The organism is Paenarthrobacter sp. YAF11_1, assembly GCF_052113445.1.
Classification (GTDB): domain Bacteria; phylum Actinomycetota; class Actinomycetes; order Actinomycetales; family Micrococcaceae; genus Arthrobacter.
The window spans coordinates 198,278-222,381 of sequence record NZ_JBFRDF010000006.1 but is presented as its reverse complement, the minus strand read 5'-3'; the positions used below and the strand labels follow the sequence as shown (position 1 = coordinate 222,381).

Here is a 24,104-nt window from a genome sequence, read left to right as displayed (position 1 = left end):
AGGTTAACGTGGTTCAACGTGGGTGCGGTTTACTTGGGGATAGACCACTACTAAGGAGAAAACCCAATGCTTTTTGGGCGCGGCAAAAAGTCCAAGGACGAGCGGTCGGAAACCACCGGCACCGTCGAGGAATCCGGTGCTGAGGCACAAAGTCCTGAATCAGATCAGCCTGGCACGCCCGGTGATTTCCGGCTTGCCAAAGGCCCCTTGGATATAGACGAGGTCGAGGACCGTGACGGTTACGTGGACCTCGGTGCGCTCCTCATCGCTCCTGCCGAAGGTCTCCAGTTGAGGCTCGAGGTTGAAGAGGCCACCCAGCGCGTGGTGGCCGTGACCATGGACCTGGATGGTTCCAGCCTGCAGCTCCAGGCGTTTGCGGCACCGCGTTCTGAGGGCTTGTGGGACGAGATCCGGGAACAGATCACTCAGTCCGTGGCCAGTCAGGGCGGGGAAACCGAAGAGGTTTCCGGGGCGTTTGGTACCGAGCTGGTGGCCAAGTTGCCAGCTGAAGCGGCCGATGGCAGCCGCGGCTTCCGCGCAGCGCGCTTCATGGGCGTGGATGGACCGCGCTGGTTCCTCCGCGGAGTCCTTGGTGGTCAGGCTGCCTTGGAACGTGACGCCGCAGCAGGGCTGGAAGAACTGTTCCGCCGGGTAGTGGTGGTGCGCGGCGACAACCCGATGCCTCCGCGCGAACTGCTGCAGCTGCGCCTGCCCAAGGACGCTGCCGGGCCGGGACAGGCTGGCGCTCCGCAGGGTGCTCCGGCCATGGAACAGCCCGAACGAGGGCCGGAGATCACGCAGATTGGCTGACACTTCGGGCGGGGGAGGGCTGGCAGGCCAGCGTCCCCGGACGCAGGGAGTCCGTGATCTTCCTGCCCGGGGAAGGGCGGTGTGCACGGGCTTCATCGAGTCGGTCACGCATCAGCCGCCCAGCGATCAGCCTTTTTTCTCCGCTGTTGTCGTCGACGCCCTGGGCCCTGGATCACATCAGGCCGTCAGCGCAGGCGGAGTCCGGAAGCCCTACGACCGTCTTCGCGTCATTTGGCTCGGCAGGACACGCGTCCCCGGCATCGAGGCCGGTGTGCAGCTTCGCCTGAACGGCATGGTGACCCAGCATGACGGTTTGCCGGCCATGTTCAATCCACGCTACGAAATACTTTCCCGTCAGGAGCATCTATGACCGTGGCCAACGGATCAGAACCCAAGGAAACCGGGGGCGCAGTTCCCGATCACCGGACCTCACCGGCGGCTGATTCCGCAAAGCCGTCGGCGGAAGCCTCCGGCTTGTCCGATCTCGCTGCCGGCTACGCCGAAAAAGCCGGCCTTCACCGGAACAGCGCTGGGCATGTGGACATGCTGAAGTCCGCCGGTGGGTGGCAGGGAATCGCTGAGAGCATTCTTCCCGGGCTGGTTTTCCTGGTGGTTTTCACCGTGACGCGGGATCTGACCCCTGCGTTGGTGGCGGCTTTGGCTGCCGCCGCGGTGTTCACCGTGGTCCGGTTGATCCAACGGCGTCCCCTGACCCAGGCATTGGCCGGAGTGGTGGGCGTCGGGATCTCCGCGTGGCTCGCGAATACCACGGGCAAGGCAGAAGACTTCTACGTCCTGGGCTTCTTCACCAACATCGCCTACATCGTGGCCATGGTGCTCTCCATTGTCCTCAAATGGCCGGTGGCAGGACTTCTCTTTGGCTTCGTTCGCAATGAGGGTCTCGAGTGGCGGAAGGATCCCGAACGGCTCCGGGCTTACAAGCTGGGTACGTGGATCGTGGTGGCGGTGCTTGCACTGCGCCTGGTGGTGCAGGTCCCGTTGTACTTCATGGGTGAGGCCGGCCTGACAGCGTTGGCGACCACCAGGCTCCTGATGGGCGCCCCACTGTACATCCTGGGCCTCTGGATTGCCTGGCTGCTCACCAAGCCTGCACCTCAGCCGTCGAAGCCATCGTCCTCAGAGGACTGATCAGCGGCTCCGGACGTTCCCTCACGGGGTTCGCCGCCGTCGTCGGAACCTGGCGACAACAGTGACCGGAGGCCGTCTTCGGCCGCGATGGTGGTGACGAAGAACAGCTCGTCGCCGCCATCGAGGACATCATCCCGGGTTGGGGTGATCGGCGCTTGGTCACGCAGGATGGCTACCAACGTGGCGTCCTCCGGCCAGTCGATCCCGCCCACAGTGCTGCCGATGACATGGGAGTCATGCGGGACGGTGAATTCGACGATCGAGGCCACTCCGGTCTGCAGCGTCAGCAGGCGGACGATGTCGCCGATTTCCACGGCCTCTTCCACCAGCGCCGTCATGAGCTGCGGGGTGTTGACCGCGACGTCGACTCCCCAGGAATCATTGAACATCCAGTCGTTCTTGGGGTTGTTCACACGGCCCACGGTGCGTCCCACACCAAACTCGGTCTTGGCCAGCAGGGACACCACAAGGTTGACTTTGTCGTCCCCTGTGGCTGAAACCACGACGTCGGCATCCTCAAGTTTTGCATCCTGCAGGGTGCTGAGTTCGCAGGCATCGCCCACCAACCAGCGGGCGCCGCGCAACCCGCTGCGGCCAATGACCTCGGGCTTGAGGTCGATCAGCAGTATCTGGTGCTTATGGGCCAGAAGTTCGCGCGCAATGGACGAGCCGACGCTTCCTGCGCCAACAATGACAACTTTCACTACGACTCCTTGGCGGGTGCTTTGGCGAGGATCCGGCTGATCTCGGACGTACTGTCCAGGCTCAGCATCGCGTGGACCGTGTCGCCTTCCTGGTAAGCCGTACCGGCCTGGGGGAGCACGCCCTCACCAAACCGGGTGAGGAAGGCGATGCGGATGCCCGAGGCGGCCTCGATCGAAGCGAGGCTGTGGCCGATCCAGTCTTCGTGCAGGTCCACTTCGGCCAGCACGAGCCGGCCTGAAGGCTCGCGGTAGTCTCCGGCCAAATGCTGCTCCGGCAGAATGCGGCGGAGGACCTGGTCGGCGCTCCAGCGGACGGCTGCCACCGTGGGGATGCCCAGCCGTTGGTAGATTTCGGCGCGTCCGGGATCGTAGATCCGTGCCACGACGTGGGCAACGTGGAAGGTCTCGCGGGCTACCCGGGTGGCCAGGATGTTCGAGTTGTCGCCACTGGAGACGGCGGCGAAGGCGTAGGCCTCTTCCACGCCGGCCTGCTTGAGGGTGTCCCGGTCGAAACCCACCCCGGTGACCTTGCGGCCGGTAAAGGTGTTGCGCAACCGGCGGAAGGCCCGCTCGTCCTGGTCGATGATGGCGACCGAATGGCCGGCATCCTCCAAAGTGTGTGCCAGGGTTGCGCCAACACGGCCGCAACCCATGATCACGAAGTGAGCCACCATGTCTCCTTTATCTGTGCTGTCCGTCCCGCTCGGTATGACTTTACCGGTGCGGCGTGGCTGCGCCCGCGACAACCGTCATGACATCGATGGGGATTCAGAGTAGCTTTGCGGAGTGCTGACAATTTTGAATGCCGCGAAGCGGGTTTTGGTGGGCCGGCCAGTCAGGAACGACCGGCTGTCCCACACCTTGTTGCCCAAACGCATCGCTTTGCCGATCTTCGCCTCGGATGCGCTGTCTTCGGTAGCCTATGCCCCTGACGAAATCCTGCTGACCCTCGCGCTGGCGGGAGTCAGCGCCGTGGCTTTCTCCCCGCTTGTCGGCCTCGCGGTCATGGTGGTTTTGCTCACAGTGGTGGCGTCCTACCGGCAAAACGTCCACGCTTACCCGTCCGGTGGCGGCGACTATGAGATTGCCAGCGTCAACCTGGGCAAATATGCCGGGCTCACGGTGGCATCGGCCCTGCTGGTGGACTACGTGCTGACTGTGGCGGTGTCCATGTCCTCGGCGGCAACCTACCTCACTACGGCCATTCCGTCGTTGCACGGACAACAGGCACTCATCGCCACCATCGGAGTGGTCATCCTTGCGCTGGTCAACCTCCGCGGGGTCAAGGAAGCCGGGACGCTCTTCGCCGTCCCCACCTACATCTTCATGGCTTCCATCCTGGGCATGACCGCGGTAGGCATCTTCCAAGCAGCTACCGGGACACTGGGTGAGGCGCCCTCCGCCAACTTCACCATCGTCCCGGAGCCGGGCTTCGACGAGGGACTGGTAGGACTTGCCGGAGCTTTCCTGCTGCTGCGGGCCTTTTCCTCGGGGGCCGCGGCGCTCACAGGTGTTGAGGCCATCAGCAACGGCGTGCCCAATTTCCGCAAGCCAAAGAGCAAGAACGCAGCCAGTACCCTCCTGCTGCTGGGCGTCATAGCGGCCTCCATGCTGGCCGGAATCCTCTACCTCGCCAACGCCACCAAGGTGCACATTGTCCTGGACCCTGCGCGCGAGTTCCTGGTGGACGGCAAACCCCTTCCGGAGGATTACATCCAGACGCCCGCCATCAGCCAGATCGCGGACACCATCTTCGGCTCGGGCTCCATCCTTTTCTATGTCGTGGTGGCTGCCACGGGTGTGATCCTCGTGTTTGCGTCCAACACCGCGTTCAACGGCTTTCCGGTGCTTGGCTCCATCCTGGCCCAGGACGGTTACCTTCCCCGCCAGCTCCGAACCAGGGGTGACCGCCTTGCTTTCAGCAACGGCGTCCTGGCTCTGGCGGCCGGCGCCCTGGTGCTGATCCTTGCGTTCAATGCCGATGTCACAAAGCTGATCCAGCTTTATATCGTGGGCGTCTTCATCTCGTTCACGGCCAGCCAGCTCGGGATGATCCGCCACTGGGGCCGGGAGCTGAAGCTTGCCAGGGACAAGGCTGTCCGCCGCCGCATCTTCAAGTCGCGCACCATCAACATGCTGGGCTTCGGCATGACCGCCTTGGTCTTGGTGATCGTGTTGATCACCAAGTTCGAGCAAGGTGCCTGGATCGCTTTGCTTGCGATGTTTGTCCTCTTCCTCATCATGTGGAGCATCCGTGCCCACTATGACAATGTGGCCAGGGAACTGGCCGTGGACGAGGACTCGTCCCCGCGGGCGTTGCCCACCCGTGTCCATGCGGTGCTGCTTGTCTCGCACGTCCGCAAGCCTGTCCTGAGGGCGCTGGCCTATGCCAGGGCGTCGAGGCCCTCACGCCTTGATGCAATTACCGTAGACATCAACACCGAGGAGACCGAGCACACCGTCCGGGATTGGGAGAAACTGGAAATTCCGGTGCCCCTGACCGTCCTGGCCAGCCCGTACCGCGAGACCGTGACGCCCATCATGGACTACATCAAGAACATGCGCCGTGACTCGCCGCGGGACCTGATCGTGGTTTACATCCCCGAATATGTCGTGGGCAAATGGTGGGAACAACTGGTCCATAACCAGACAGCACTCAGAATCAAGACGAGGCTCCACTTTGAACCTGGAGTCATGGTTGCCAGCGTTCCGTGGCAGCTGAAATCCTCCGAAGAAGCAAAGGCACTGCAGGATACCTAAATGACCTCCCACAGCAATTCCTCCCACACCGATCACCCCGTCAATGACAACCAGGGGGCGTCCGGTACTGAACTTGTCGTTGACATTGGTCCCATCGCGCACGGAGGGCACTTCGTCGCGCGGCATGATGGCCGCGTCATCTTCGTCCGGCACGCCATCCCGGGGGAGAAGGTCCGTATCCGGTTGACTGACTCCGGTGACTCGTCGCGCTTCTGGCGGGCCGACGTCGTCGAAGTCCTTGAAGCCTCGCCGCACCGGATCCCGCACTTCTGGAGGGCAGCGGATTCGCAGGCCTCCTGGCGCCGCGGCGGGCCGCCGGTTGGCGGAGCCGAGCTCGGGCATATTTCGCTGGAGCACCAGCGCGCCCTGAAAGCCGAGGTGCTCGCCGAACAACTCAAGCGGCTGGCCGGACTGGACCTCGCCACCGAGGTGGAAGCCGTGGGGGACCATCACGATGACGGCCTCGGCTGGCGCACACGCGCCGGCTTTGCCGTGACCTCCAAGGGGCGGTTGGGCATGCATGCCCACCGCTCGGACGTGGTGCTTCCCATCAAGGAGATGCCGTTGGCGCTCCCCGGACTGAACGACCTGAAGCTGTGGGACCTTGACCTCTCGGGCATCGCCCGCGTCGAGGTTGCCGTCCCGGCCAATGGTTCCAGGCCCCTGATACTACTGGCGCCGGAGGAGGGGACGAGCCCCAAGAGGGTGCACAGCATTTTGTCTCAGTTGCCGCATGACGTGTCCGTCGCCAGCTTCGACCCCAGCAAGGGCGAGGTCCTGCAGCTCCGGGGGAGGACCTGGGTGCAGGAGACCGCGGCGGGCCATGATTACCGGGTCACCGGCGAGGGTTTCTGGCAGATCCACAAAGACGCACCGGAAACGCTGGTGGGCGCTGTGACGGACTATCTTTCGCGCGGCGGGCACTTGCAGCCCGGCGCCGCAGTTGCCGATCTCTACGCCGGTGCCGGGCTGTTCACGGCACCGCTGGCCGATGCAGTGGGTGTCACTGGCTCGGTGCTTTCAGTGGAGGGTGCCCCCGGCACAAGCCGCGATGCCCGCAAGAACCTGCACGGGCAACCGCAGGTGGAAATTGTCCAAGGGCGGGTGGAACGCGTGTTGCACCAGAGTGCGCGGAGCTTCGATTCCCTGGTGCTGGATCCGCCGCGGGCGGGAGCCGGAAAGGCTGTCATCAAGCAATTGATGGCCACGGGTCCCCGCGCAATCGCCTATGTGTCCTGCGATCCTGCTTCCTTTGCGCGTGATCTGGGTTACTTCCATCAGGGAGGCTGGCGCCTCGAGTCACTGCGGGCCTTCGATCTCTACCCCCATACCCATCACCTCGAAACAGTGGGCCTGATCGTCCCTTCCGCCTAGCCGGAGTGTCGCCCGCCCGCCGGAGTGCGGCGGGCGGCGCCGGGTTTGGTCGGCAGCCTGCCACTCTTGGCACGGATGCCACTACGATGGGCGTAGTACCCCGCTTCGCAGGAATCATCACCGCGGACCGGGGTGATCACGAGAGATGCCGCCCGGCTAAGTAAGGTGCGCCTAACTGGCTAGCGGCCAACCACGCGACAAAGATGAAACTGTTGCGAGAGGAGTCCTGCCATGAGCACTGTGGACAGCTTCGGTTCCAAAGGCGTACTGAATGTAGCCGGCACCGATTATGAAATTTTCCGGTTGAACTCCGTAGAGGGCGCAGACAGCCTTCCGTTCAGCCTTAAGGTATTGCTTGAAAACCTCCTGCGGACTGAGGATGGCGCCAATATAACGGCGGACCATGTCCGCGCCCTGGCCGGTTGGGATCCCAATGCGGAGCCCGACACGGAAATCCAGTTCACCCCGGCCCGCGTCATTATGCAGGACTTCACCGGCGTTCCCTGCGTTGTTGACCTCGCCACCATGCGCGAAGCTGTCAAGGAACTTGGCGGCGATCCCAAGCGCGTCAACCCCTTGGCACCTGCAGAAATGGTCATCGACCACTCCGTCCAGATCGACGCCTTCGGTAACTCCGGCGCACTGGAGCGCAACATGGAGATCGAATACCAGCGCAATGGTGAGCGCTACCAGTTCCTTCGCTGGGGCCAGACCGCGTWCGACGACTTCAAGGTTGTCCCCCCGGGAACCGGCATCGTCCACCAGGTCAACATCGAGTACCTGGCACGCACCGTCATGACCCGCGAGGTAGATGGCGTTCTCCGCGCTTACCCCGATACCTGTGTGGGCACTGACTCGCACACCACCATGGTCAACGGCCTGGGCATCCTGGGTTGGGGCGTTGGCGGCATCGAAGCCGAGGCAGCAATGCTCGGCCAGCCCGTCTCCATGCTGATCCCGCGCGTTGTGGGCTTCAAGCTCAAGGGCAGCATCCCGGCCGGCGCTACCGCCACCGACGTCGTCCTGACCATCACCGAAATGCTGCGCAAGCACGGTGTTGTCGGCAAGTTCGTCGAGTTCTACGGTGAAGGCGTTGCCGCCGTGCCGTTGGCCAACCGCGCCACCATCGGCAACATGAGCCCGGAATTCGGTTCCACGGCTGCCATGTTCCCCATCGATGACGTCACCCTGGACTACCTGCGCCTGACCGGTCGTTCCGAAGCGAATGTCGCCCTTGTGGAGGCATACAGCAAGGAACAGGGCCTGTGGCACGACGCCTCACGCGAACTGCGCTTCTCCGAGTTCCTCGAGCTCGACCTGTCCACGGTTGTTCCTTCGATTTCCGGCCCCAAGCGTCCCCAGGACCGCATTGAGCTCACGGATGCCAAGGAGCAGTTCCGTAAGGACATCCACAACTATGTCTCCATTGAAGACGGCAGCGTGGACGAGTCCCTGGATGAGTCCTTCCCCGCTTCCGATTCGCCGTCCTTCACGCACGCCGATTCGCACACCACGGAGACGGCACGCGTTGCGTCCGCCGCCAATGGTGCGCACGGCCGCCCGTCCTCGCCCGTTCACGTCAAGACCGCCGACGGACGCGAGTTCGAGCTGGACCACGGTGCAGTGTCGATCGCATCGATCACATCCTGCACCAACACGTCCAACCCGTCCGTCATGCTGGCTGCTGCCCTCCTGGCACGCAACGCCGTGGACAAGGGCTTGACGTCCAAGCCGTGGGTCAAGACCTCTGTAGCCCCCGGCTCCAAGGTGGTCACGGACTACTACGAGAAATCCGGCCTCACCCCGTACCTTGAGAAGCTCGGCTTCTACATTGTGGGCTACGGCTGCGCCACCTGCATCGGCAACTCCGGCCCGCTGGAGCCGGAAATCTCCGAGGCCATCCAGGCCAACGACCTCTCCGTGACGGCGGTCCTCTCCGGTAACCGCAACTTCGAAGGCCGCATCAACCCGGACGTGAAGATGAACTACCTGGCCTCCCCGCCGCTGGTCATCGCTTATGCACTTGCCGGTTCCATGGACTTCGACTTCGAAACCGATGCCCTGGGCACCGACTCCGAAGGCAACGAAGTCTTCCTGAAGGACATCTGGCCGAACCCCACCGAGGTGCAGGAAGTCATCGACTCCTCCATCGACGAGGCAATGTTCGCCAAGGGTTACGAGGGCGTTTTCGACGGCGACGACCGTTGGAAGGCACTCGACACCCCCGCCGGTGACACCTTCGCTTGGGCCGAGGATTCCACCTACGTACGGAAGCCCCCATACTTCGAGGGCATGAAGGCCCAGCCGGATCCTGTCCAGGATATTTCCGGTGCCCGCGTGCTCCTGAAGCTTGGCGACTCCGTCACCACGGACCACATCTCGCCGGCCGGTTCCTTCAAGTCGGACACTCCGGCAGGCCAGTACCTCCTTGCCAACGGTGTGGAGCGCAAGGACTTCAACTCCTACGGTTCACGCCGTGGCAACCACGAAGTCATGATCCGCGGTACCTTCGCCAACATCCGCATCAAGAACCAGCTCTTGGACGGCGTTGAGGGTGGCTTCACCCGCGACTTCAGCCAGGAAGATGCACCGCAGGCCTACGTTTACGATGCCGCTCAGAACTACCAGGCTGCGGGAACGCCGCTGGTGGTCCTGGCAGGCAAGGAATACGGCTCCGGTTCATCTCGTGACTGGGCAGCAAAGGGCACGGCGCTCCTCGGCGTCAAGGCCGTCGTCGCTGAAAGCTATGAGCGCATCCACCGCTCCAACCTGATCGGCATGGGCGTTCTTCCGCTGCAGTACCCGGCTGGCGAGTCCGCAGCAACGTTGGGCCTGACCGGTACGGAAACCTTCGCAGTGGAGGGTGTGACCGAGCTGAACAACGGCACAACCCCGAAGACGCTGAAGGTCACAGCCACGGCTGAGGACGGCACCAGCAAGTCCTTCGACGCAGTCCTGCGTATCGATACCCCGGGTGAAGCGGACTACTACCGCAACGGTGGCATCCTGCAGTACGTTCTGCGCCAAATCACCGCAAAGTAGGTCCAGCTGCTTTCCAGCTGAATCCGACGCAAGACAGCCCCGGCCGGTCGCCTGACCAGCCGGGGCTGTTGCCGTCCCGGTATCGATGCCACGCAGTGCGCCAGCGTGGGGAAACACGCGGGTCCCGGGCACGCGCTAAAGTTAACAAGCACGTCATTCACCCTAAGGAGGGCCGTTGGGACTTTTGGAAGCCGTCAAGGATCCACAGGACCTGGCCAAACTGTCCGGCACCGAGCTGGAACAACTGGCCGGCGAAATCAGGGAATTCCTGATCACCAACGTAGCTGCGACAGGTGGACACCTGGGCCCCAACCTTGGCGTCGTTGAACTCACCTTGGCCGTCCACCGGATTTTTGAGTCCCCGCGGGACAGTATTGTCTTCGATACCGGGCATCAGTCCTATGTGCACAAGCTGCTTACCGGCCGTCAGGATTTCAGCACCCTCCGCCAGCAGGGTGGACTCTCCGGATATCCAGAGCGCGCTGAATCAGAGCATGACATTGTGGAGAGCTCCCATGCCTCGTCTTCCCTGTCCTGGGCCGACGGCATTTCACGGGCCCGCCAACTCACCGGCGAAGGTGACCGGTTCGTCGTCGCCGTTGTGGGAGATGGCGCACTCACCGGTGGCATGACGTGGGAAGCCATCAACAACATCGCCGCTGACAAACGTCGCCGTGTGGTCATTGTGGTCAATGACAACGGCCGTTCCTACGCACCCACTGTAGGCGGCTTTGCCGACTACCTCGCTTCGCTGCGCCCCACCATCGACTCCCTGCGCACCACCCCGGCGTATGAGCGGATGCTGGACTGGTGGAAGAAGAAGCTCCAGAACGGCGGACCCGCCGGGCAGTTCACTTACAAGAGCCTGCACGCCATGAAGAAGGGCATCAAGGATTGGTGGGCCCCCCAGGGCATGTTCGAGGACCTGGGCATGAAGTACATCGGTCCGGTGGACGGGCACAGCCTTCAGGCCATGGAAAATGCGCTGAACACCGCCAAGGCCTACGGAGGTCCGGTGATCGTCCACGCCATGACCGAGAAGGGCCACGGCTACGCTCCGGCCTTGGCCAACGAGGCAGACCAATTCCACGCCGTGGGAATCATCGACCCCGAAACGGGCGAGTCCACGGAGATGCCCGGCGCCAGGTCATGGACCTCGGTGTTCGCTGAGGAGATCGCGGACATTGCCGATGAACGCGAGGACATCGTGGGCATTACAGGCGCCATGCTGATTCCGGTGGGCCTGCACAAGTTTGCCGAGAGGCACCCGGAACGCGTCATCGACGTCGGCATCGCTGAGCAGCACGCCCTCACGTCGGCTGCAGGCATGGCCTTCGGCGGCCTTCATCCCGTGGTGGCGGTGTATGCCACCTTCCTCAACCGGGCCTTTGACCAGCTCCTCATGGATGTTGCCCTGCATAAGGCCGGCGTCACGATTGTCCTGGACCGGGCCGGAGTCACCGGCCCGGACGGCCCCAGCCACCACGGCATGTGGGACATGGCCATGGTCCAGATCGTGCCGGGACTCCATTTGGCGGCGCCCCGCGATGCCACCAGGCTCCGCGAAGAACTGAGGGAGGCTGTCGCGATTGACGATGCCCCCACGGTGGTGCGGTTCTCGAAGGGCAGCGTTGGTTCCGAGGTTGAAGCGATTGAACGACTTCACGACGGCGTTGACATCCTCGCCCGCCGACCCGATGGTTCGACCGAAAACGATGTCCTCATTGTCAGCGTGGGGGCCATGTCTGAGCTTGCGCTGGATGTAGCCGGCCGACTGGGCGCCCAAGGCATCAGTTCCACGGTGGTGGACCCCCGTTGGGTCCTTCCGGTCCGTAAATCGATCATTGCCCTCGCTGCCCGCCATCGCCTGGTCATCTGCATTGAAGACGGCGTGCGCGCTGGTGGCGTTGGCTCCCGCATCCGGCAGGAAATGCGTGCTGCGGGAGTGGACACGGCCCTTAATGAAGTCGGTTTGCCGGTGGAGTTCCTCGTCCACGGCACCCGGAGCCAGGTCCTGGAGCGCGTTGGACTCACCGCCCAGAAGATAACGCACGACGTCGTAGCCCAGGTTTTGGGGACCAAGGTCCCCTTCGCGAGGCCCCTGCCTGGCCAGGAACACCCCACCACCGGCAGTCTGCCCACGTTGTGATGGACAACCGCGGACCGGGCGCACTGCAGCCCGGCGACCTCGTGGTGTCGAGGAACAGGAAATGGAACGGCAAAGCCCACTGGGTGGTGCCTGGCAGGTATCTTGGCGAAGACATTCACGGCTGGTGGATTTTCCAGGGCGCGGGGGAGTTCTGTTCCCGTCCCGGGGCAGCCTTCTACACGGCTTCGGACGCTGTCCTGCTGGTCCCGAGGACCGGTGAGTTCGTGGCGACCTTCTACGACGATACGTACCCGGGCGACTTCCGGATCTACGTTGACCTCGCCATGGCCCACAGTTGGAACACCATCAGGCCCGGTGTCACGGAGTTCCATATGATCGACATGGACCTGGACGTGATCCGCTCCACCCTGCACGGTGTGTTTGTTGACGATGAAGACGAGTTTGAGCAGCACCGGGTGGCCATGGGCTATCCGGACGAAACAGTGGCCGCTATGCGCATGGAATGCGCAGCCCTTTTGGAGGCTGTAGCGGCCATGAAAGAACCGTTCGATGTCGCTGGTGCCAGCACCAGCGCCGAATGGTTCAGGAAAGGACGGGCATGAGCGGCATTATTCGTACGTACAAGCGGGACGTTGAGGGAGTTCTGCACTTCCGGGAAGCCTGGTACGACGACGAGGACCAGCAATTCGTGATCAATCACGGCGTTGTGGGTCATCAGAGCAAAACCGACGAAACCGGCGTGGAGGACGAATCCTCGGTGGAGGGTTTGATGTCGGCCTTCGCTGCGCAGTGCGAGGAAGACGGATACGCGGAGATTCCCGAGTCCGGGCAGTTCTGGGTTGTTGCCCAGATTGCCCTCAAGACCACGGATGGCACCGAGCGGGACCGTCATCTTGAACGGAAGGCCAAGGCCGCACTGACAGGGGAACTGGCATGGCGTGGATTGGGCGTCGTGGACCGGTCCGAAATTGGGAACGGCCACCTGAACATCTTCTGCCTCTGCCCGGACGTCAACAAGGCCGTGAACGCCATCAAGATCTGTGTTCGTGGTGAGGACCTGGACTTTACCAAGCTCACCATCGCCGCGGCGCCCCACAGCGAGCCCGACGCCTTCCGGGTGAAGCACTCGCCCAAGCAGGGCGTGGGCTTTACTCTCTAAGTAGCACCCCAACGCACCAAGGAGGGACTTCCATGGCGTCCAAGAGCAACTGGCCCGGACATACACCCCTGCCCAAGGGGCTCGCGGCACCGGCGAGACGGGCTTTGGCGCACGAGGGAATTGAGACCCTGGAGCAGTTGGCGGAATTCGGAGAGGTAAAAATCTCCAAGCTCCACGGCATGGGACCGGTGGCCATCGCCCAGCTTGAGGACGCCATGGAGGAATCGGGAATCTCCTACAGCGGCGGCTAGGCTGATTTCATGACTGAATACCGACGCCTTGGCCATTCCGGATTGACCGTCTCAGCCGTTGGGCTGGGCTGCAACAATCTAGGGCGCGCCAATACACCCACCGAGTCCCAGGAGGGCACGGACGCCGTTGTCCAGGCCGCGCTTGATGCCGGAGTGACCTTCTTTGACGTTGCCGATGTCTACGGACGCGAGCCGGGCCTGAGCGAGGCCATGCTGGGCAAGGCGCTCAAAGGCCGGCGTGACGACGTCGTCATTGGCACCAAGTTCGGCATGGACATGAAGGGTGTCAACGGGAACGATTTCGGAGCCCGTGGTTCGCGCCGCTACATCGTGAAGGCCGTCGAAGCATCGCTCCGCCGACTGGATACCGAGTGGATCGATCTCTACCAGTTCCACACTCCTGATCCCCTGACACCCATCGAAGAGACGCTCTCCGCGTTGGATGATTTGGTGGCAAGTGGCAAGGTCCGCTACATCGGACATTCGAATTTTGCGGGCTGGCAGATCGCCGAAGCGGAGTACGTCGGTCGCCAACTGGGGGGTGCACGCTTCATCTCGACGCAAAATCATTACAACCTGCTGGATCGCCGTGCTGAACTCGAAGTCCTGCCTGCCGCCGGGGCTTTCTCCTTGGGTGTGCTCCCGTACTTTCCGCTTGCCAACGGGCTGCTCACCGGAAAGTACTCTGCCGGCAAAGCGCCGGAGGGTACCCGCCTGAGCCACACACGCACCAACCTGGTGCATGACGCCGACTGGGATCAGCTGGGTCGCTTTGGCCAGTTCGCCAAGGAGCGGGACATCACTGAATTGCAGCTGGCCTTCTCCTGGCTTGCCGCGCAGCCCGGCGTCGGCAGCGTCATCGCAGGTGCCACCCGTCCGGAGCAGATCCGCCAGAACGCCGAAGCCGTTTGCTGGGTTCCCACACTGGATGACCGGGCCGAACTGGATGAGATCTTCCCGCAAGCACCCAAGGTTGCCCTCTTCTAGCCGTCTCTCACATAACAGCCCTTAAACCGGAGCGCTCTCTCATCTTGGTGAGAGAGCGCTCCGGTTTAGGCCGCGGGAGGTGAAAGAGGGACGGGTCAGGCCGGTGCCGAGGCAATCCCCGGTGCCAGGAACCTCTTGCCGTTGACCCGCTCCGAAGCGCCCACACGATCCAGGTACGGAGTGATGCCTCCGAGGAACATCGGCCAGCCGGCGCCCATGATGACGCATAGGTCGATGTCTTCCGGTCCGGCGACGACGCCCTCGGCGAGCATGAGCCCGATTTCCTCCGCCAGGGCATCCTGCGTGCGTCGAAGGACTTCGGCACTGGTGGACGGGGTGTCGCCGAAGGACATGATGGCCAAGGTCTCAGCCGGGATGACAGGCGTTCCATCGGGGCTTGGGACCCACAGGGATTTTACTCCGTTGTCGATGAGCTTCTGCAGGTTCTGCGAGACGGGGAACCTGTCGCCGAACGCTGTGTGCAGGGACTCCTGCACGTGCTGGGCGACCGGCAGGCCCACCATGGCTGCCAGGGTAAACGGTGACATTGGCAGCCCCATGGGACGCAGGGCACTGTCAGCGACGTCGGCAGGTGTTCCTTCGTCGAACGCTGCGATGACTTCACCCATGAGGCGGAGCAGGATGCGGTTGACCACAAAGGCAGCGGCATCCTTGACCAGCACGGCGGTCTTCTTGAGACCCTTGGCGAGTTCGAACGCAGTGGCCAGTACGGCGTCGTCCGTTTTGGGTGCCCGGACTATCTCCAGCAGCGGCATGACAGCAACCGGGTTGAAGAAGTGGAAGCCCACCAGGCGTTCCGGGTGCAACAGGTCCTCGGCCATGGCAGTGACGGAGAGTGACGACGTGTTGGTGGCCAGGATGCATTCGGGAGAAACGATCGCTTCAACCTCTGCGAAGACTTGCTTCTTGATGTGCAGTTCTTCGAAAACTGCCTCGATGACGAAGTCGGCGTCGGCGAAGGCTTCTTTGGAGACGGAGCCTGTGATTAGCGCTTTGGTCCTGTTGGCGGCGTCGGGCTTGATCCGCTTCTTCGCCAACATCTTGTCCACCTCGGCATGGACGTAGGCGACGCCCTTGTCTACCCGTGCCTGATCGATGTCGGTCATGACGACGGGGACTTTCAATTGCCGGGCGAAGAGCAAGGCCAACTGGCTTGCCATGAGCCCTGCGCCAACCACACCGATCTTGGTGACCGGGCGGGCCAGCTTGCGGTCAGGGGCACCCGCAGGACGCTTTGAGCGCTTCTGGACGAGGTCAAGGAAGGCGTACACGGTGGAGCGGAACTCGTCGGTTTGCATGAGCCCTGCGAGGGTCTCACACTCGAGTTCTGCCGATTCCGACTGTGTCATGGTGCGGTTGGCCTCCATGACGTCCAGGACCTTTGCCGGGGCAGGGGAGGCGTTGGAGGTCTTGGACTCCACAAAAGCCCGTCCAGCGGAGACTGCCGACGCCCAACGCCCAGCGACTGCGTCGTCCGCGGCATCTACGGAGTTCTTCCGCTCAGGCGTGACATCGCCGGAAATGACCCGTGCTGCCCAGGCGAGCGACTGTTCCACGAAGTCGGCCGGCTCGAAGATGGCATCGGCCACTCCCAGCTCGAATGCTTGCGGTCCAGTGAGTGTCCGGTTGTTGCTGAGGGGATTCTCGATCATCACCTTGACGGCGTTCTCGGGGCCGATGAGGCGCGGCAGGATATAGACGCCGCCCCACCCCGGCACGAGGCCGATGAACGCTTCGGGCAGGGCCAAGGCACCGGCACCTGTGGAGACGGTGCGGTACGTGGACTGCAGGGCGATTTCGAGTCCGCCGCCCAGGGCAAGGCCGTTGATGAAGGCGAAGCTTGGCACGCCCAGGTTTGCCAGGGTGCTGTACACGGCGTGGCCAAGCTGTGCCATCCAAAGCCCGTGCTCGCGCTCTTTGAGCGTTTTCACGGCCGAGAGGTCGGCGCCGGCCACCAGGAAGTACGGCTTGCCTGTGACACCGACGCCCTCGATTTCACCCCGTGAAGCGCGTTCCTTGAGGTGGTCCAGGACGCCGCCCAATTCAACTAGCGTGTTGGGGCCCAGCGTGGTGGGCTTGGAGTGGTCCAAGCCATTGTCCAGGGTGATCAGCGCGAAGGTTCCTGCGCCACCCGGCAGCTGAATATCCTGCACGTAGGAGTGGGTGACCACTTCGTCAGGGAAAAGGGCGGCGAGCTTCTGGAATTCGGCGGCGCTCATGCGGCGGCTCCTTCGGTGGTGGCGGTGTCAGCGGTGGAGGAAGCGTAGTGGGCGTGGTGCGGGTTCTCCCAGATCACTGTGGCACCCATGCCAAGGCCGATGCACATAGTGGTGATGCCGTAACGCACGGTGGGATCTTCCTCGAATTGCCGGGCCAGCTGGTTCATCAGCCGGACGCCGGAGGAAGCAAGCGGATGTCCGACGGCGATCGCCCCGCCGTAGCGGTTGACGCGGGAGTCGTCGTCCGCGATGCCGAAGTGGTCCAGGAAGCTCAATACCTGGACAGCAAAAGCCTCATTGATCTCAAAGAGCCCTATGTCCTCGATTCCCAGTCCGGCGTTCTTGAGCGCCTTTTCCGTTGCCGGAACGGGACCGATGCCCATCACTTCCGGTTCGACGCCGGCGAAGGCGTAGGAGACGAGGCGCATCTTGACTGACAGGCCCAGTTCCTCCGCAGCGTCAGCAGAGGCGAGCACGGCAGCCGTGGCGCCGTCATTGAGTCCTGCGGCATTGCCGGCAGTGACGCGGCCATGGGCCCGGAAAGGGGTCCGCAGTTCGGCAAGGTCGGCCACCGTGGTTCCGGGGCGCGGGGGTTCGTCCGTGGTGTGGAGCGCCCAGCCCTGGCCCGGCTTCATGGTGGCCACGGGGACGAGGTCGTGCTGGATTTGCTCGTTGGAGTACGCGGCGGCGAGCTTGGCTTGTGAAGCCGCTGCGTAGGCGTCCGTGCGGTCCTTGGTGATGGCAGGGAAGCGGTCGTGCAGGTTTTCGGCCGTGTTGCCCATGTTCAGGGCAGCCGGGTCCACCAGCCGCTCGGACATGAACCGCGGATTGGGGTCGGCTCCGGCGCCCATGGGGTGGTTGCCCATGTGTTCCACTCCGCCTGCAATGACGACGTCGTAGGCGCCGAACCCGATGCCGCTCGCCGTCGTGGTTACCGCCGTCATGGCACCTGCGCACATGCGGTCGATGGCGAAGCCGGGAACGGTGCGGGGGAGTCCGGCCAACAATGCGGCGGTGCGCCCGATGGTGAGGCCTTGGTCGCCGGTCTGGGTGGTGGCGGCAATAGCCACCTCGTCCACTCGGTCCGCAGGCAGCGACGGGTTGCGCCGCATCAGTTCGCGGATGCACTTCACCACGAGGTCATCGGCCCTGGTACCCGCGTAAATTCCCTTGTCGCCGGCCTTGCCGAAGGGGGTGCGGACTCCGTCCACGAAGACGACGTCGCGGACGTTCCTCTGGGCACTGCGTGATGGACTCATGTATTAACTCCTCGTTGAGACATGGTGCCGGCCCGCATCGCGGGTGCTCCGGTTGGCATTAACGCTATGTTACTCGTCGGTAACTTACGGTGCAAGGTGTGTCAACCTCCTGCCGAATGAACCTGGAGACGCGAAAGGCCCGCCGCCGCGAACCGGAGTTCGGGGTGACGGGCCCGGCAGTCTGGACAGGCTCAGGCGGAGTCCGTTGACTGTTGGGTTTCCTGGGGCTGCCGATTGTCCTTCGCTTTGGATTCTTTGGCCGGAAGGGGTTTGGGGTTCAAGCATGCCTCCGTGAGGATCGGTGCGGCAAAGGAGACCTGCCATTCGCGGGCGCCCAACGCACGCAATTCGGCAGCTACCGCTTCCAGGGAAACGTCCGACGGCGGCCGCCAGGTAATGCGCCTCAGGAAGTCCGGTGTCAGCAGGTTCTCTACCGGCAGGTTGAGTTCGTCAGCCTTGGCCTGCAGGGCGGGTCGTGCCGTCGCCAGGCGTGCTGCAGCCTCAGGATCGCGGTCCACCCACACCCGCGGCGGTGGTGGAGCGTTGGTGGGCAGGTGCAAGGGCGGTACATCGGTCAGGGTGCGGGCGCTGGTGATGCATCGAAGCCAGCGTGGTGCCTCGCGTTGGGCGGAGCGGCCATGGAAACCCTTGGTGGCCAGGAGTTGGGGGACAGTGGTGGGCATGGCTTTCGCGGCTGCCACCAGGGCCGAATCGGGAATCAGGCGCCCCGGCGCCACATCGCGTTTACGTGCCAGCTGATCGCGCTCCTCCCAGAGTTCGCGGACTGCCGCCAATTGACGGCGGTCCCGGATCTGGTGCAGACCGGACGTCTTCCGCCAAGGATCCACCCGGGGCGGGGAAATACCGGCGGCAAGGATGCCGGCGAATTCCTGCTTGGCATACTCCAGCTTGCCGTCGGCCTCCAGCAGTTCGATGAGCTCTTCACGCAATTCCGCAAGAACTTCGACGTCGAGCGCTGCGTACCGGAGCCAGGGCTCGGGCAGTGGGCGGGTGGACCAGTCGGCTGCAGAGTGTTCCTTGGCCAGGCCGAATCCGAGAAGTTGCTCGATGACGGCTGCCAGGCCCACCCTGGGAAGCCCGGCAAGGCGTGCTGCAAGTTCGGTGTCGAATAGTTTGTCCGGCCACATGCCGAGTTCGGACAGGCAGGGAAGGTCCTGGGTGGCTGCATGCAGGATCCATTCGACGCCCCGGAGCGCCTCGTTGATGATGTCCAGGTTGTCGAAAGGTTCGGGGTCGATCAGCCAGGTTCCCGCTCCCTCGCGGCGGATCTGCACCAGGAAGGCGCGTTGGCCGTAACGGAAGCCGGAGGCGCGCTCTGCGTCCACCCCGGCGGGTCCTGTTCCAGCGGCGATGGCGGCGGCGCAGCGCTCAAGTCCGGCGGGAGTATCGATGACCAGGGGGACGCCTTCGCGTGGCGTATCGAGATCGATGACTTCGGGGACGTGGCTGTCAAAGCCGTCTACCTTGATGTGGGTGGTGGGATCAGCAACCGGATCGCCGGCTGTGGTTTTATCCAGATTTTCAGGGGTCATGGTGGCTTAAGCTTACCGATTCACGCCGGGTTCACGCCGGGACGCAGTACTGGCCGTGTATTGGCCGCCTTCGGCGACGTGTCATCAGTGGTCAATTCAGCCTCCTGTTGGGAAGTCCAGTAACGCCCGGGGGAAGGGGAGGAAGCCCCGCGAAAGTGCAGACCATGTCGGACCAGGCCTCCAAGTGCGCCTGGACGTCAGCGCTGGCTGGAGTCCAGGAAGCGCGAAGTTCAATATCTATGGTGTCCGGGCGTTCGGACAGTGTGCCGAAGCTCTCGGAGAGGATCCTTGTTGCGGTGCCGCCCGCCGCGCGATACGGGGCTGAATGGTTCTCCAAGGCGTCCACCAACCAAGTCCAAGCGACTGAGCCAAGCATGGAGTCGTTGCCCATCTCTGCGTCCATTTGGGCCCGGATGTAGGTGACAATCCGGAACTCACCTTCCCACACCGGTGAACCATCCGGATCGTAGAGGAGGATGAAACGGCCAGTGGCCAGTTCGTCGTCGTCCTCGCTCGCCGGCGTGTTCGCCTGGCTCGCTGCGAAGGCCTTGGCCGCCGGCCCGTGAACGGGTACGCGACGCGTAGCCGCAGTGGGGCTGAAAACTTCCGCACCCAAAGCCACCGCGTACGGGGCCAGCCGGGCGGGCGCAGGGATCTCATCCAGCCGCAATTCACTGCGGCATTGGGCTTTTCGTAGTGTTCCCAAGGCGACGAGAAAGTCCGAGGGAACCTGTGCGAGGGCGTTCACCCTCGCAGGTTATGCTTCCGGGGCGGCGAATCCCAGCAGGCTCGCCGCCCCGGATGCGCGGCGGTTACAGGGAGGCCAGCTCCCGCTCGATGGCCGCAACGAAGGCGTCGATGTCTTCCTCTGTGGTGTCAAAGGAGCACATCCACCGGACCTCGCCCCTGGCGGCGTCCCAATCGTAGAAGGCGAAGGACTTGCGCAGGCGGTCAGCTACACCGGCCGGGAGGATGGCAAAGACCCCGTTGGACTGCGTCGCCTGGGTGGGCTCCACGCCGTCGATCGCTTCAACGGCCGTCCGCAGGCGGGCGGCCATGGCATTGGCGTGGGCGGCGGAACGCAACCACAGGCCATCCTCCAGCAGGGCAATGAACTGGGCTGAAATGAAGCGCATCTTCGAGGCGAGCTGCATGTTCATCTTGCGAAGGAATTTCAGGCCATCGGCGGCCTCCGGGTTCAGCGCCACCACGACCTCGCCAAAAAGAAGCCCGTTCTTGGTGCCGCCGAAGGACAGGATGTCCACGCCGGCGTCGCGGGTAAAGGCGCGGAGTGGGACGTCCAGGTGAGCGGCGGCGTTCGCCAGCCTTGCGCCGTCCATGTGAAGCTTCATGCCCTTGGAATGGGCGTGGTCGGCGATGGCCCGCACTTCATCCGGTGTATAGCAGGTACCGAGTTCAGTGGTTTGGGTGATGGAGACAACCAGCGGCTGGGCGCGGTGCTCATCGCCCCAGCCCCACGCTTCACGATCAATAAGCTCCGGGGTGAGCTTGCCGTCCTCGGTGGGAACCTGAAGGAGCTTGATCCCGCCCACCCGCTCGGGTGCACCATTCTCATCCATGTTGATGTGTGCTGTGGAGGCGCAGATCACCGCTCCCCACCGGGGAAGGAGGGATTGCAGGGCAAGGACGTTGGCGCCGGTGCCGTTGAAAACCGGGAAAGTCTCGATGCCCGGGCCGAACTGCTGCTCCAGCACCTCCTGCAGCCGTGCGGTGTACACATCTTCGCCGTAGGAGACCTGATGCCCGCCATTGGCGGTTGCCAGTGCGGCGAGGATCTGCGGGTGCACGCCGGAGTAGTTGTCGGAGGCAAATCCACGAACCGATGGGTCATGGAGTTGGCTGTGCCCGACCATTCCGTCGGCGCTGTTGGCGCGGTGGATGGCCTCTGTTGTGCTCGTCACTTGTTCATTCACGCTTTCAAGTCTATTTGGCCAGCAGGATGCGCTGGCCGTTGAGGTTTGCAGCCGGTTCCTCGAACAGGCCGACGACGGCGGCCGCCAGGTCCTCGACGTCCGTGTAGCCGGGGAACCTCCTGTCCGGATGCGCGGCACGCATGGCAGAATCCACCAGGGCTTTGACCACGAAGATGACGGCTGCGCTGTGTTGGGCTTCTGACTGCTGCTGATGGTCCGGCGGGCTGTCGGCCTGTGCACGGCGGAACCCATCAGCCACTGCCAGGGTCCAGGCTTCAGCGGCAGCCTTTGCCGCGGCGTAACTGGCGGCAGCGGCAGTGGGGACTGACGCGGTAGTGGAGGAGATCATCGCGAGCCGGCCGTGCGGGGATGCCTCGAGCTGGCTGTAGAACACGCGGGAGACGTTGCGCAGGGTAGTGATCGCGCCCCGTTCCATGGCATCCCAATCCTCATCGGTTTGGTCTTCAATGCCCTTCGCGCCGCGCCAGCCACCCACCAAATGGATGACTCCGTCCACTTTTTCAACGCCGTGGCCGGAGAGCCCGTCCGCGAGGTCGCGAACCGCATCATACGAAGCGAGATCGCACACCACGGGTGTCACTCCGTTGCCGGCCTCATTCGCCGCGGCCTTGATCCGAACGTCGTCCGACCCCACAGTGAAAACCCGGTGACCGGCGGCCCCCAATGCCCGCGCCGCAGCTATGCCGGACGCGCTGCTACCGCCGGTCACAAGGATGTTCAGAGGGGGCATCAGGCGGCCGTCGCGCCGGTGATGCCTGTGGTGGATTCGATCACGGGGCGCATTTTCTTCTCCAGTGCTTCGTAGAACATGGACAGCGGGAACTCGTCGTCAAGGACTTGGTCGGTGAGCCCGCGGGGAGGGCCGTCCAACGGCAAGGCATCCGGACCCTTGGCCCACACCGACGCCGGGTGGGCAGTTACCGTGCCGGAAATGAGCTCGTATGCGGCCAGCCAGTGGGCGGCCTTTGGGCGGTCGATGGAGCGCCAGTAGAGTTCTTCGATCCTGGCTCCGAGTTCAACCACTACTGCAGCGGCATCCTCCCAGTCAATGGAGAGCTTGCTGTCCGTCCAGTGAAGGACGTGATGCTGGTGCATCCACGCGAACAGGAGTTGACCGCCGAGTCCGTCATAGTTGCGGACGCGGCTGCCGGTGATCGCGAAGCGGAAGATCCGGTCAAAGATCACGGCGTACTGAACGAGTTTCGCGTGCTTGCGTGCGTCTGGATCTGCGTTCTCATCCTTCTCGATGAGGACGGACTCGCGGAACGCGGTCAAATCGCAGCGCAACTCTTCCAGCGAGTAGAGGAAGAACGGCATCCGCTGCTTGATCATGAACGGATCAAAAGGCAGATCGCCCCGCATATGGGTGCGGTCGTGGATGAGGTCCCACATGACGAACGTGCGCTGGGTGAGTTCCTGGTCCTCGATCAACTGGGCTGCATCCGCGGGAAGCTCCAAGGACGTGGTTGCTGCTGCTGCCTTGAGGACGCGGCGGAAGCGCGCGGCTTCGCGGTCGGCGAAGATGGCGCCCCAGGTGAAGGTGGGGGTTTCGCGCACTGCAACGGTTTCGGGGAAGAGCACCGCGGAGTTGGTGTCGTACCCGGGAGTGAAATCGATGAACCGGATGGGGACGAAGAGCTTGTTGGAGTACTCGCCTGCTTCCAGGCCGCCGATGAACTCCGGCCAGATGACCTCGATCAACACCGCTTCGACCAGCCTGTTGGTGCTGCCGTTCTGCGTGTACATGGGGAAGACCACCAGGTGTTGGAGGCCGTCAACGCGAAGTTCCTGGGGCTGGAACGCCTGCAGTGAATCCAGGAAGTCCGGTACGCCGAAGCCGCCCTGTACCCACCGGCCGAAGTCCTCCACCAGCAACTCCAGGTACCGGGCGTCGTGGGGGAACAGCGGAGCCAAAGCTGAGGTGGCTTCGCAGATCGTTGCTACGAGCGCTGCTGCCTCGCCGTGGGCAGAAGGATCGGCGATGGAACCGTCCTGTTCCTGGTGTGCTTGGAGTGCTGTGGCAGCGGCCTTCAGCGATGTCCACTCTGCGTTGTCGGCGGTGACGCGCGGGAGGGTGGAGGTGGCGGTTGTTGTCATGGAGCTGGGCCCTTTCCGAAGTAGTGATTGCTTCTGGGCCGAGCGTAGCAAGCGCACAGCGTTGCTAATCGTAAAAAGACCTGAGCATAAGTAACTCTTGCCCATTGGGTGTTCCTGCACTGGTCAAGGTCCAGCGCCCCTCGCTTCTGCCGGAGAGCATCTCCGGACGGACCATGCCAAGGGCCGGCCCGTCCGGACCCTGTCAGCTCTCGTCCGGCTTTATCAGCCGAAGCGAAACAGAGTTGATGCAGAACCGCTGATCCGTGGGCGTGCCGTAGCCCTCGCCCTCGAAGACGTGCCCCAAATGCGAATCACAGTTGGCGCAACGGACCTCCACCCGCTCCATCCCCATGGTGCGGTCATGAAGATAGCGGACCGTGCCTTCAGCCAGGGGAGCCCAGAACGACGGCCAACCGCAGTGGGAATCGAACTTCTCCTTGCTGGTAAACAACTGGCTGCCACAAGCACGGCACTGATAGACGCCCTCCGTGTGGGTGTCCCAGTACTCGCCGGTGTACGGCCGCTCGGTTCCCGCCTGCCGGAGAACGCGGTATTCCTCGGGGGTCAACTCCTCGCGCCACTGGGCATCGCTCTTCTCCTCAGGCGCAGAAGTTGTCTTGCTGGTGTTCTCGGGAGTGTTCATGTCTTGTGCAA

The 24,104-nt window shown here is 63.3% G+C and carries 21 protein-coding genes; 11 read left to right on the top strand and 10 right to left on the bottom strand.

Features of this window, described 5'->3' with window-relative positions; translation table 11 throughout:
* Positions 1 to 66: 66 nt before the first annotated feature.
* The 3 genes from AB4Y77_RS12110 to AB4Y77_RS12100 are packed head-to-tail and all read left to right on the top strand — an operon-like array spanning position 67 to position 1,959.
* On the top strand, positions 67 to 810 hold the full coding sequence (locus tag AB4Y77_RS12110) for a DUF3710 domain-containing protein (RefSeq protein ID WP_442014118.1): 744 nt from the start codon (positions 67 to 69) through the stop codon (positions 808 to 810).
* Entirely contained in the window at positions 803 to 1,180 is a 378-nt protein-coding gene (locus tag AB4Y77_RS12105) for a hypothetical protein (protein ID WP_311214790.1), read from the top strand. The genes AB4Y77_RS12110 and AB4Y77_RS12105 overlap by 8 nt, the downstream gene beginning before the upstream one ends.
* On the top strand, positions 1,177 to 1,959 hold the full coding sequence (locus AB4Y77_RS12100; protein WP_442014117.1) for a DUF3159 domain-containing protein: 783 nt from the start codon (positions 1,177 to 1,179) through the stop codon (positions 1,957 to 1,959). Before AB4Y77_RS12105 ends, AB4Y77_RS12100 begins: the two co-directional genes overlap by 4 nt.
* Here the strand turns inward: AB4Y77_RS12100 and AB4Y77_RS12095 are convergent.
* Together AB4Y77_RS12095 and AB4Y77_RS12090 are read right to left on the bottom strand one after the other, a co-directional pair.
* Positions 1,926 to 2,663, bottom strand: a complete 738-nt coding sequence (locus AB4Y77_RS12095) for a potassium channel family protein (protein ID WP_311214792.1) — start codon at positions 2,661 to 2,663, stop codon at positions 1,926 to 1,928. The two genes, AB4Y77_RS12100 and AB4Y77_RS12095, sit on opposite strands and share 34 nt — an antisense overlap.
* Positions 2,663 to 3,334: a potassium channel family protein gene (locus AB4Y77_RS12090; protein ID WP_311214814.1), complete on the bottom strand. Its 672-nt coding sequence runs from the start codon at positions 3,332 to 3,334 to the stop codon at positions 2,663 to 2,665. Before AB4Y77_RS12090 ends, AB4Y77_RS12095 begins: the two co-directional genes overlap by 1 nt.
* Before the next feature lie 115 nt (positions 3,335 to 3,449).
* On the opposite strand from AB4Y77_RS12090, the gene AB4Y77_RS12085 reads away from it, so the two are divergent.
* From AB4Y77_RS12085 to AB4Y77_RS12050, 8 genes are all read left to right on the top strand, one after another.
* Positions 3,450 to 5,423 (top strand): APC family permease, encoded by a 1,974-nt coding sequence (locus tag AB4Y77_RS12085; protein WP_311214793.1) that lies wholly within the window; start codon positions 3,450 to 3,452, stop codon positions 5,421 to 5,423.
* On the top strand, positions 5,424 to 6,797 hold the full coding sequence (locus AB4Y77_RS12080; RefSeq protein WP_442014116.1) for a class I SAM-dependent RNA methyltransferase: 1,374 nt from the start codon (positions 5,424 to 5,426) through the stop codon (positions 6,795 to 6,797). It begins immediately after the preceding gene.
* Between the two features lie 231 nt (positions 6,798 to 7,028).
* Positions 7,029 to 9,839: an aconitate hydratase AcnA gene (gene acnA, locus AB4Y77_RS12075; RefSeq protein ID WP_442014115.1), complete on the top strand. Its 2,811-nt coding sequence runs from the start codon at positions 7,029 to 7,031 to the stop codon at positions 9,837 to 9,839.
* 175 nt (positions 9,840 to 10,014) lie between these two features.
* The gene (gene dxs / locus AB4Y77_RS12070; RefSeq protein WP_311214796.1) at positions 10,015 to 11,988 is read left to right on the top strand and encodes a 1-deoxy-D-xylulose-5-phosphate synthase; all 1,974 of its coding nucleotides are present in this window, start codon (positions 10,015 to 10,017) and stop codon (positions 11,986 to 11,988) included.
* Positions 11,985 to 12,551, top strand: a complete 567-nt coding sequence (locus tag AB4Y77_RS12065) for a DUF402 domain-containing protein (RefSeq protein WP_442014114.1) — start codon at positions 11,985 to 11,987, stop codon at positions 12,549 to 12,551. The genes dxs and AB4Y77_RS12065 overlap by 4 nt, the downstream gene beginning before the upstream one ends.
* A complete protein-coding gene (locus tag AB4Y77_RS12060) occupies positions 12,548 to 13,108 on the top strand; it encodes a hypothetical protein (protein ID WP_311214798.1) in 561 nt (186 codons plus the stop codon). Before AB4Y77_RS12065 ends, AB4Y77_RS12060 begins: the two co-directional genes overlap by 4 nt.
* Before the next feature lie 32 nt (positions 13,109 to 13,140).
* Positions 13,141 to 13,359, top strand: a complete 219-nt coding sequence (locus tag AB4Y77_RS12055) for a hypothetical protein (protein WP_207597183.1) — start codon at positions 13,141 to 13,143, stop codon at positions 13,357 to 13,359.
* 9 nt (positions 13,360 to 13,368) lie between these two features.
* Positions 13,369 to 14,346 (top strand): aldo/keto reductase, encoded by a 978-nt coding sequence (locus AB4Y77_RS12050; protein WP_311214799.1) that lies wholly within the window; start codon positions 13,369 to 13,371, stop codon positions 14,344 to 14,346.
* 95 nt (positions 14,347 to 14,441) lie between these two features.
* Here the strand turns inward: AB4Y77_RS12050 and AB4Y77_RS12045 are convergent, their stop codons facing one another.
* The 8 genes from AB4Y77_RS12045 to msrB form a co-directional block, all read right to left on the bottom strand.
* Positions 14,442 to 16,586, bottom strand: coding sequence for a 3-hydroxyacyl-CoA dehydrogenase NAD-binding domain-containing protein (locus AB4Y77_RS12045; RefSeq protein WP_442014113.1), 2,145 nt, complete (start codon positions 16,584 to 16,586; stop codon positions 14,442 to 14,444).
* Positions 16,583 to 17,845, bottom strand: a complete 1,263-nt coding sequence (locus AB4Y77_RS12040; protein ID WP_311214801.1) for a thiolase family protein — start codon at positions 17,843 to 17,845, stop codon at positions 16,583 to 16,585. The genes AB4Y77_RS12045 and AB4Y77_RS12040 overlap by 4 nt, the downstream gene beginning before the upstream one ends.
* A 191-nt stretch (positions 17,846 to 18,036) precedes the next feature.
* Entirely contained in the window at positions 18,037 to 19,398 is a 1,362-nt protein-coding gene (locus AB4Y77_RS12035) for an HRDC domain-containing protein (protein ID WP_311214802.1), read from the bottom strand.
* Between the two features lie 91 nt (positions 19,399 to 19,489).
* Complete coding sequence (locus tag AB4Y77_RS12030) at positions 19,490 to 20,146, bottom strand: DUF3000 domain-containing protein (protein ID WP_311214803.1); 657 nt, start codon at positions 20,144 to 20,146, stop codon at positions 19,490 to 19,492.
* Positions 20,147 to 20,210: 64 nt separating this feature from the next.
* On the bottom strand, positions 20,211 to 21,272 hold the full coding sequence (locus AB4Y77_RS12025) for a threonine aldolase family protein (RefSeq protein ID WP_311214815.1): 1,062 nt from the start codon (positions 21,270 to 21,272) through the stop codon (positions 20,211 to 20,213).
* A 70-nt stretch (positions 21,273 to 21,342) separates the two neighbouring features.
* Entirely contained in the window at positions 21,343 to 22,083 is a 741-nt protein-coding gene (locus AB4Y77_RS12020; RefSeq protein WP_442014112.1) for an SDR family NAD(P)-dependent oxidoreductase, read from the bottom strand.
* A complete protein-coding gene (locus AB4Y77_RS12015; protein WP_311214805.1) occupies positions 22,083 to 23,450 on the bottom strand; it encodes a DUF6421 family protein in 1,368 nt (455 codons plus the stop codon). The genes AB4Y77_RS12020 and AB4Y77_RS12015 overlap by 1 nt, the downstream gene beginning before the upstream one ends.
* Before the next feature lie 202 nt (positions 23,451 to 23,652).
* A complete protein-coding gene (gene msrB, locus AB4Y77_RS12010) occupies positions 23,653 to 24,093 on the bottom strand; it encodes a peptide-methionine (R)-S-oxide reductase MsrB (RefSeq protein ID WP_442014148.1) in 441 nt (146 codons plus the stop codon).
* Between the last annotated feature and the right edge of the window lie 11 nt (positions 24,094 to 24,104).

What these genes read in the sequence shown, in the direction of transcription:
- AB4Y77_RS12015 (WP_311214805.1), bottom strand. Translation starts at nt 23,450, where the DNA reads ATGACAACAACCGCCACCTCCACCCTCCCGCGCGTCACCGCCGACAAC.
- AB4Y77_RS12080 (WP_442014116.1), top strand. Translation starts at nt 5,424, where the DNA reads ATGACCTCCCACAGCAATTCCTCCCACACCGATCACCCCGTCAATGAC.
- AB4Y77_RS12025 (WP_311214815.1), bottom strand. Translation starts at nt 21,272, where the DNA reads ATGGTCGGGCACAGCCAACTCCATGACCCATCGGTTCGTGGATTTGCC.
- AB4Y77_RS12055 (WP_207597183.1), top strand. Translation starts at nt 13,141, where the DNA reads ATGGCGTCCAAGAGCAACTGGCCCGGACATACACCCCTGCCCAAGGGG.
- AB4Y77_RS12060 (WP_311214798.1), top strand. Translation starts at nt 12,548, where the DNA reads ATGAGCGGCATTATTCGTACGTACAAGCGGGACGTTGAGGGAGTTCTG.
- AB4Y77_RS12035 (WP_311214802.1), bottom strand. Translation starts at nt 19,398, where the DNA reads ATGACCCCTGAAAATCTGGATAAAACCACAGCCGGCGATCCGGTTGCT.
- AB4Y77_RS12050 (WP_311214799.1), top strand. Translation starts at nt 13,369, where the DNA reads ATGACTGAATACCGACGCCTTGGCCATTCCGGATTGACCGTCTCAGCC.
- AB4Y77_RS12045 (WP_442014113.1), bottom strand. Translation starts at nt 16,586, where the DNA reads ATGAGCGCCGCCGAATTCCAGAAGCTCGCCGCCCTTTTCCCTGACGAA.
- AB4Y77_RS12040 (WP_311214801.1), bottom strand. Translation starts at nt 17,845, where the DNA reads ATGAGTCCATCACGCAGTGCCCAGAGGAACGTCCGCGACGTCGTCTTC.
- AB4Y77_RS12100 (WP_442014117.1), top strand. Translation starts at nt 1,177, where the DNA reads ATGACCGTGGCCAACGGATCAGAACCCAAGGAAACCGGGGGCGCAGTT.
- AB4Y77_RS12020 (WP_442014112.1), bottom strand. Translation starts at nt 22,083, where the DNA reads ATGCCCCCTCTGAACATCCTTGTGACCGGCGGTAGCAGCGCGTCCGGC.
- msrB (WP_442014148.1), bottom strand. Translation starts at nt 24,093, where the DNA reads ATGAACACTCCCGAGAACACCAGCAAGACAACTTCTGCGCCTGAGGAG.
- AB4Y77_RS12110 (WP_442014118.1), top strand. Translation starts at nt 67, where the DNA reads ATGCTTTTTGGGCGCGGCAAAAAGTCCAAGGACGAGCGGTCGGAAACC.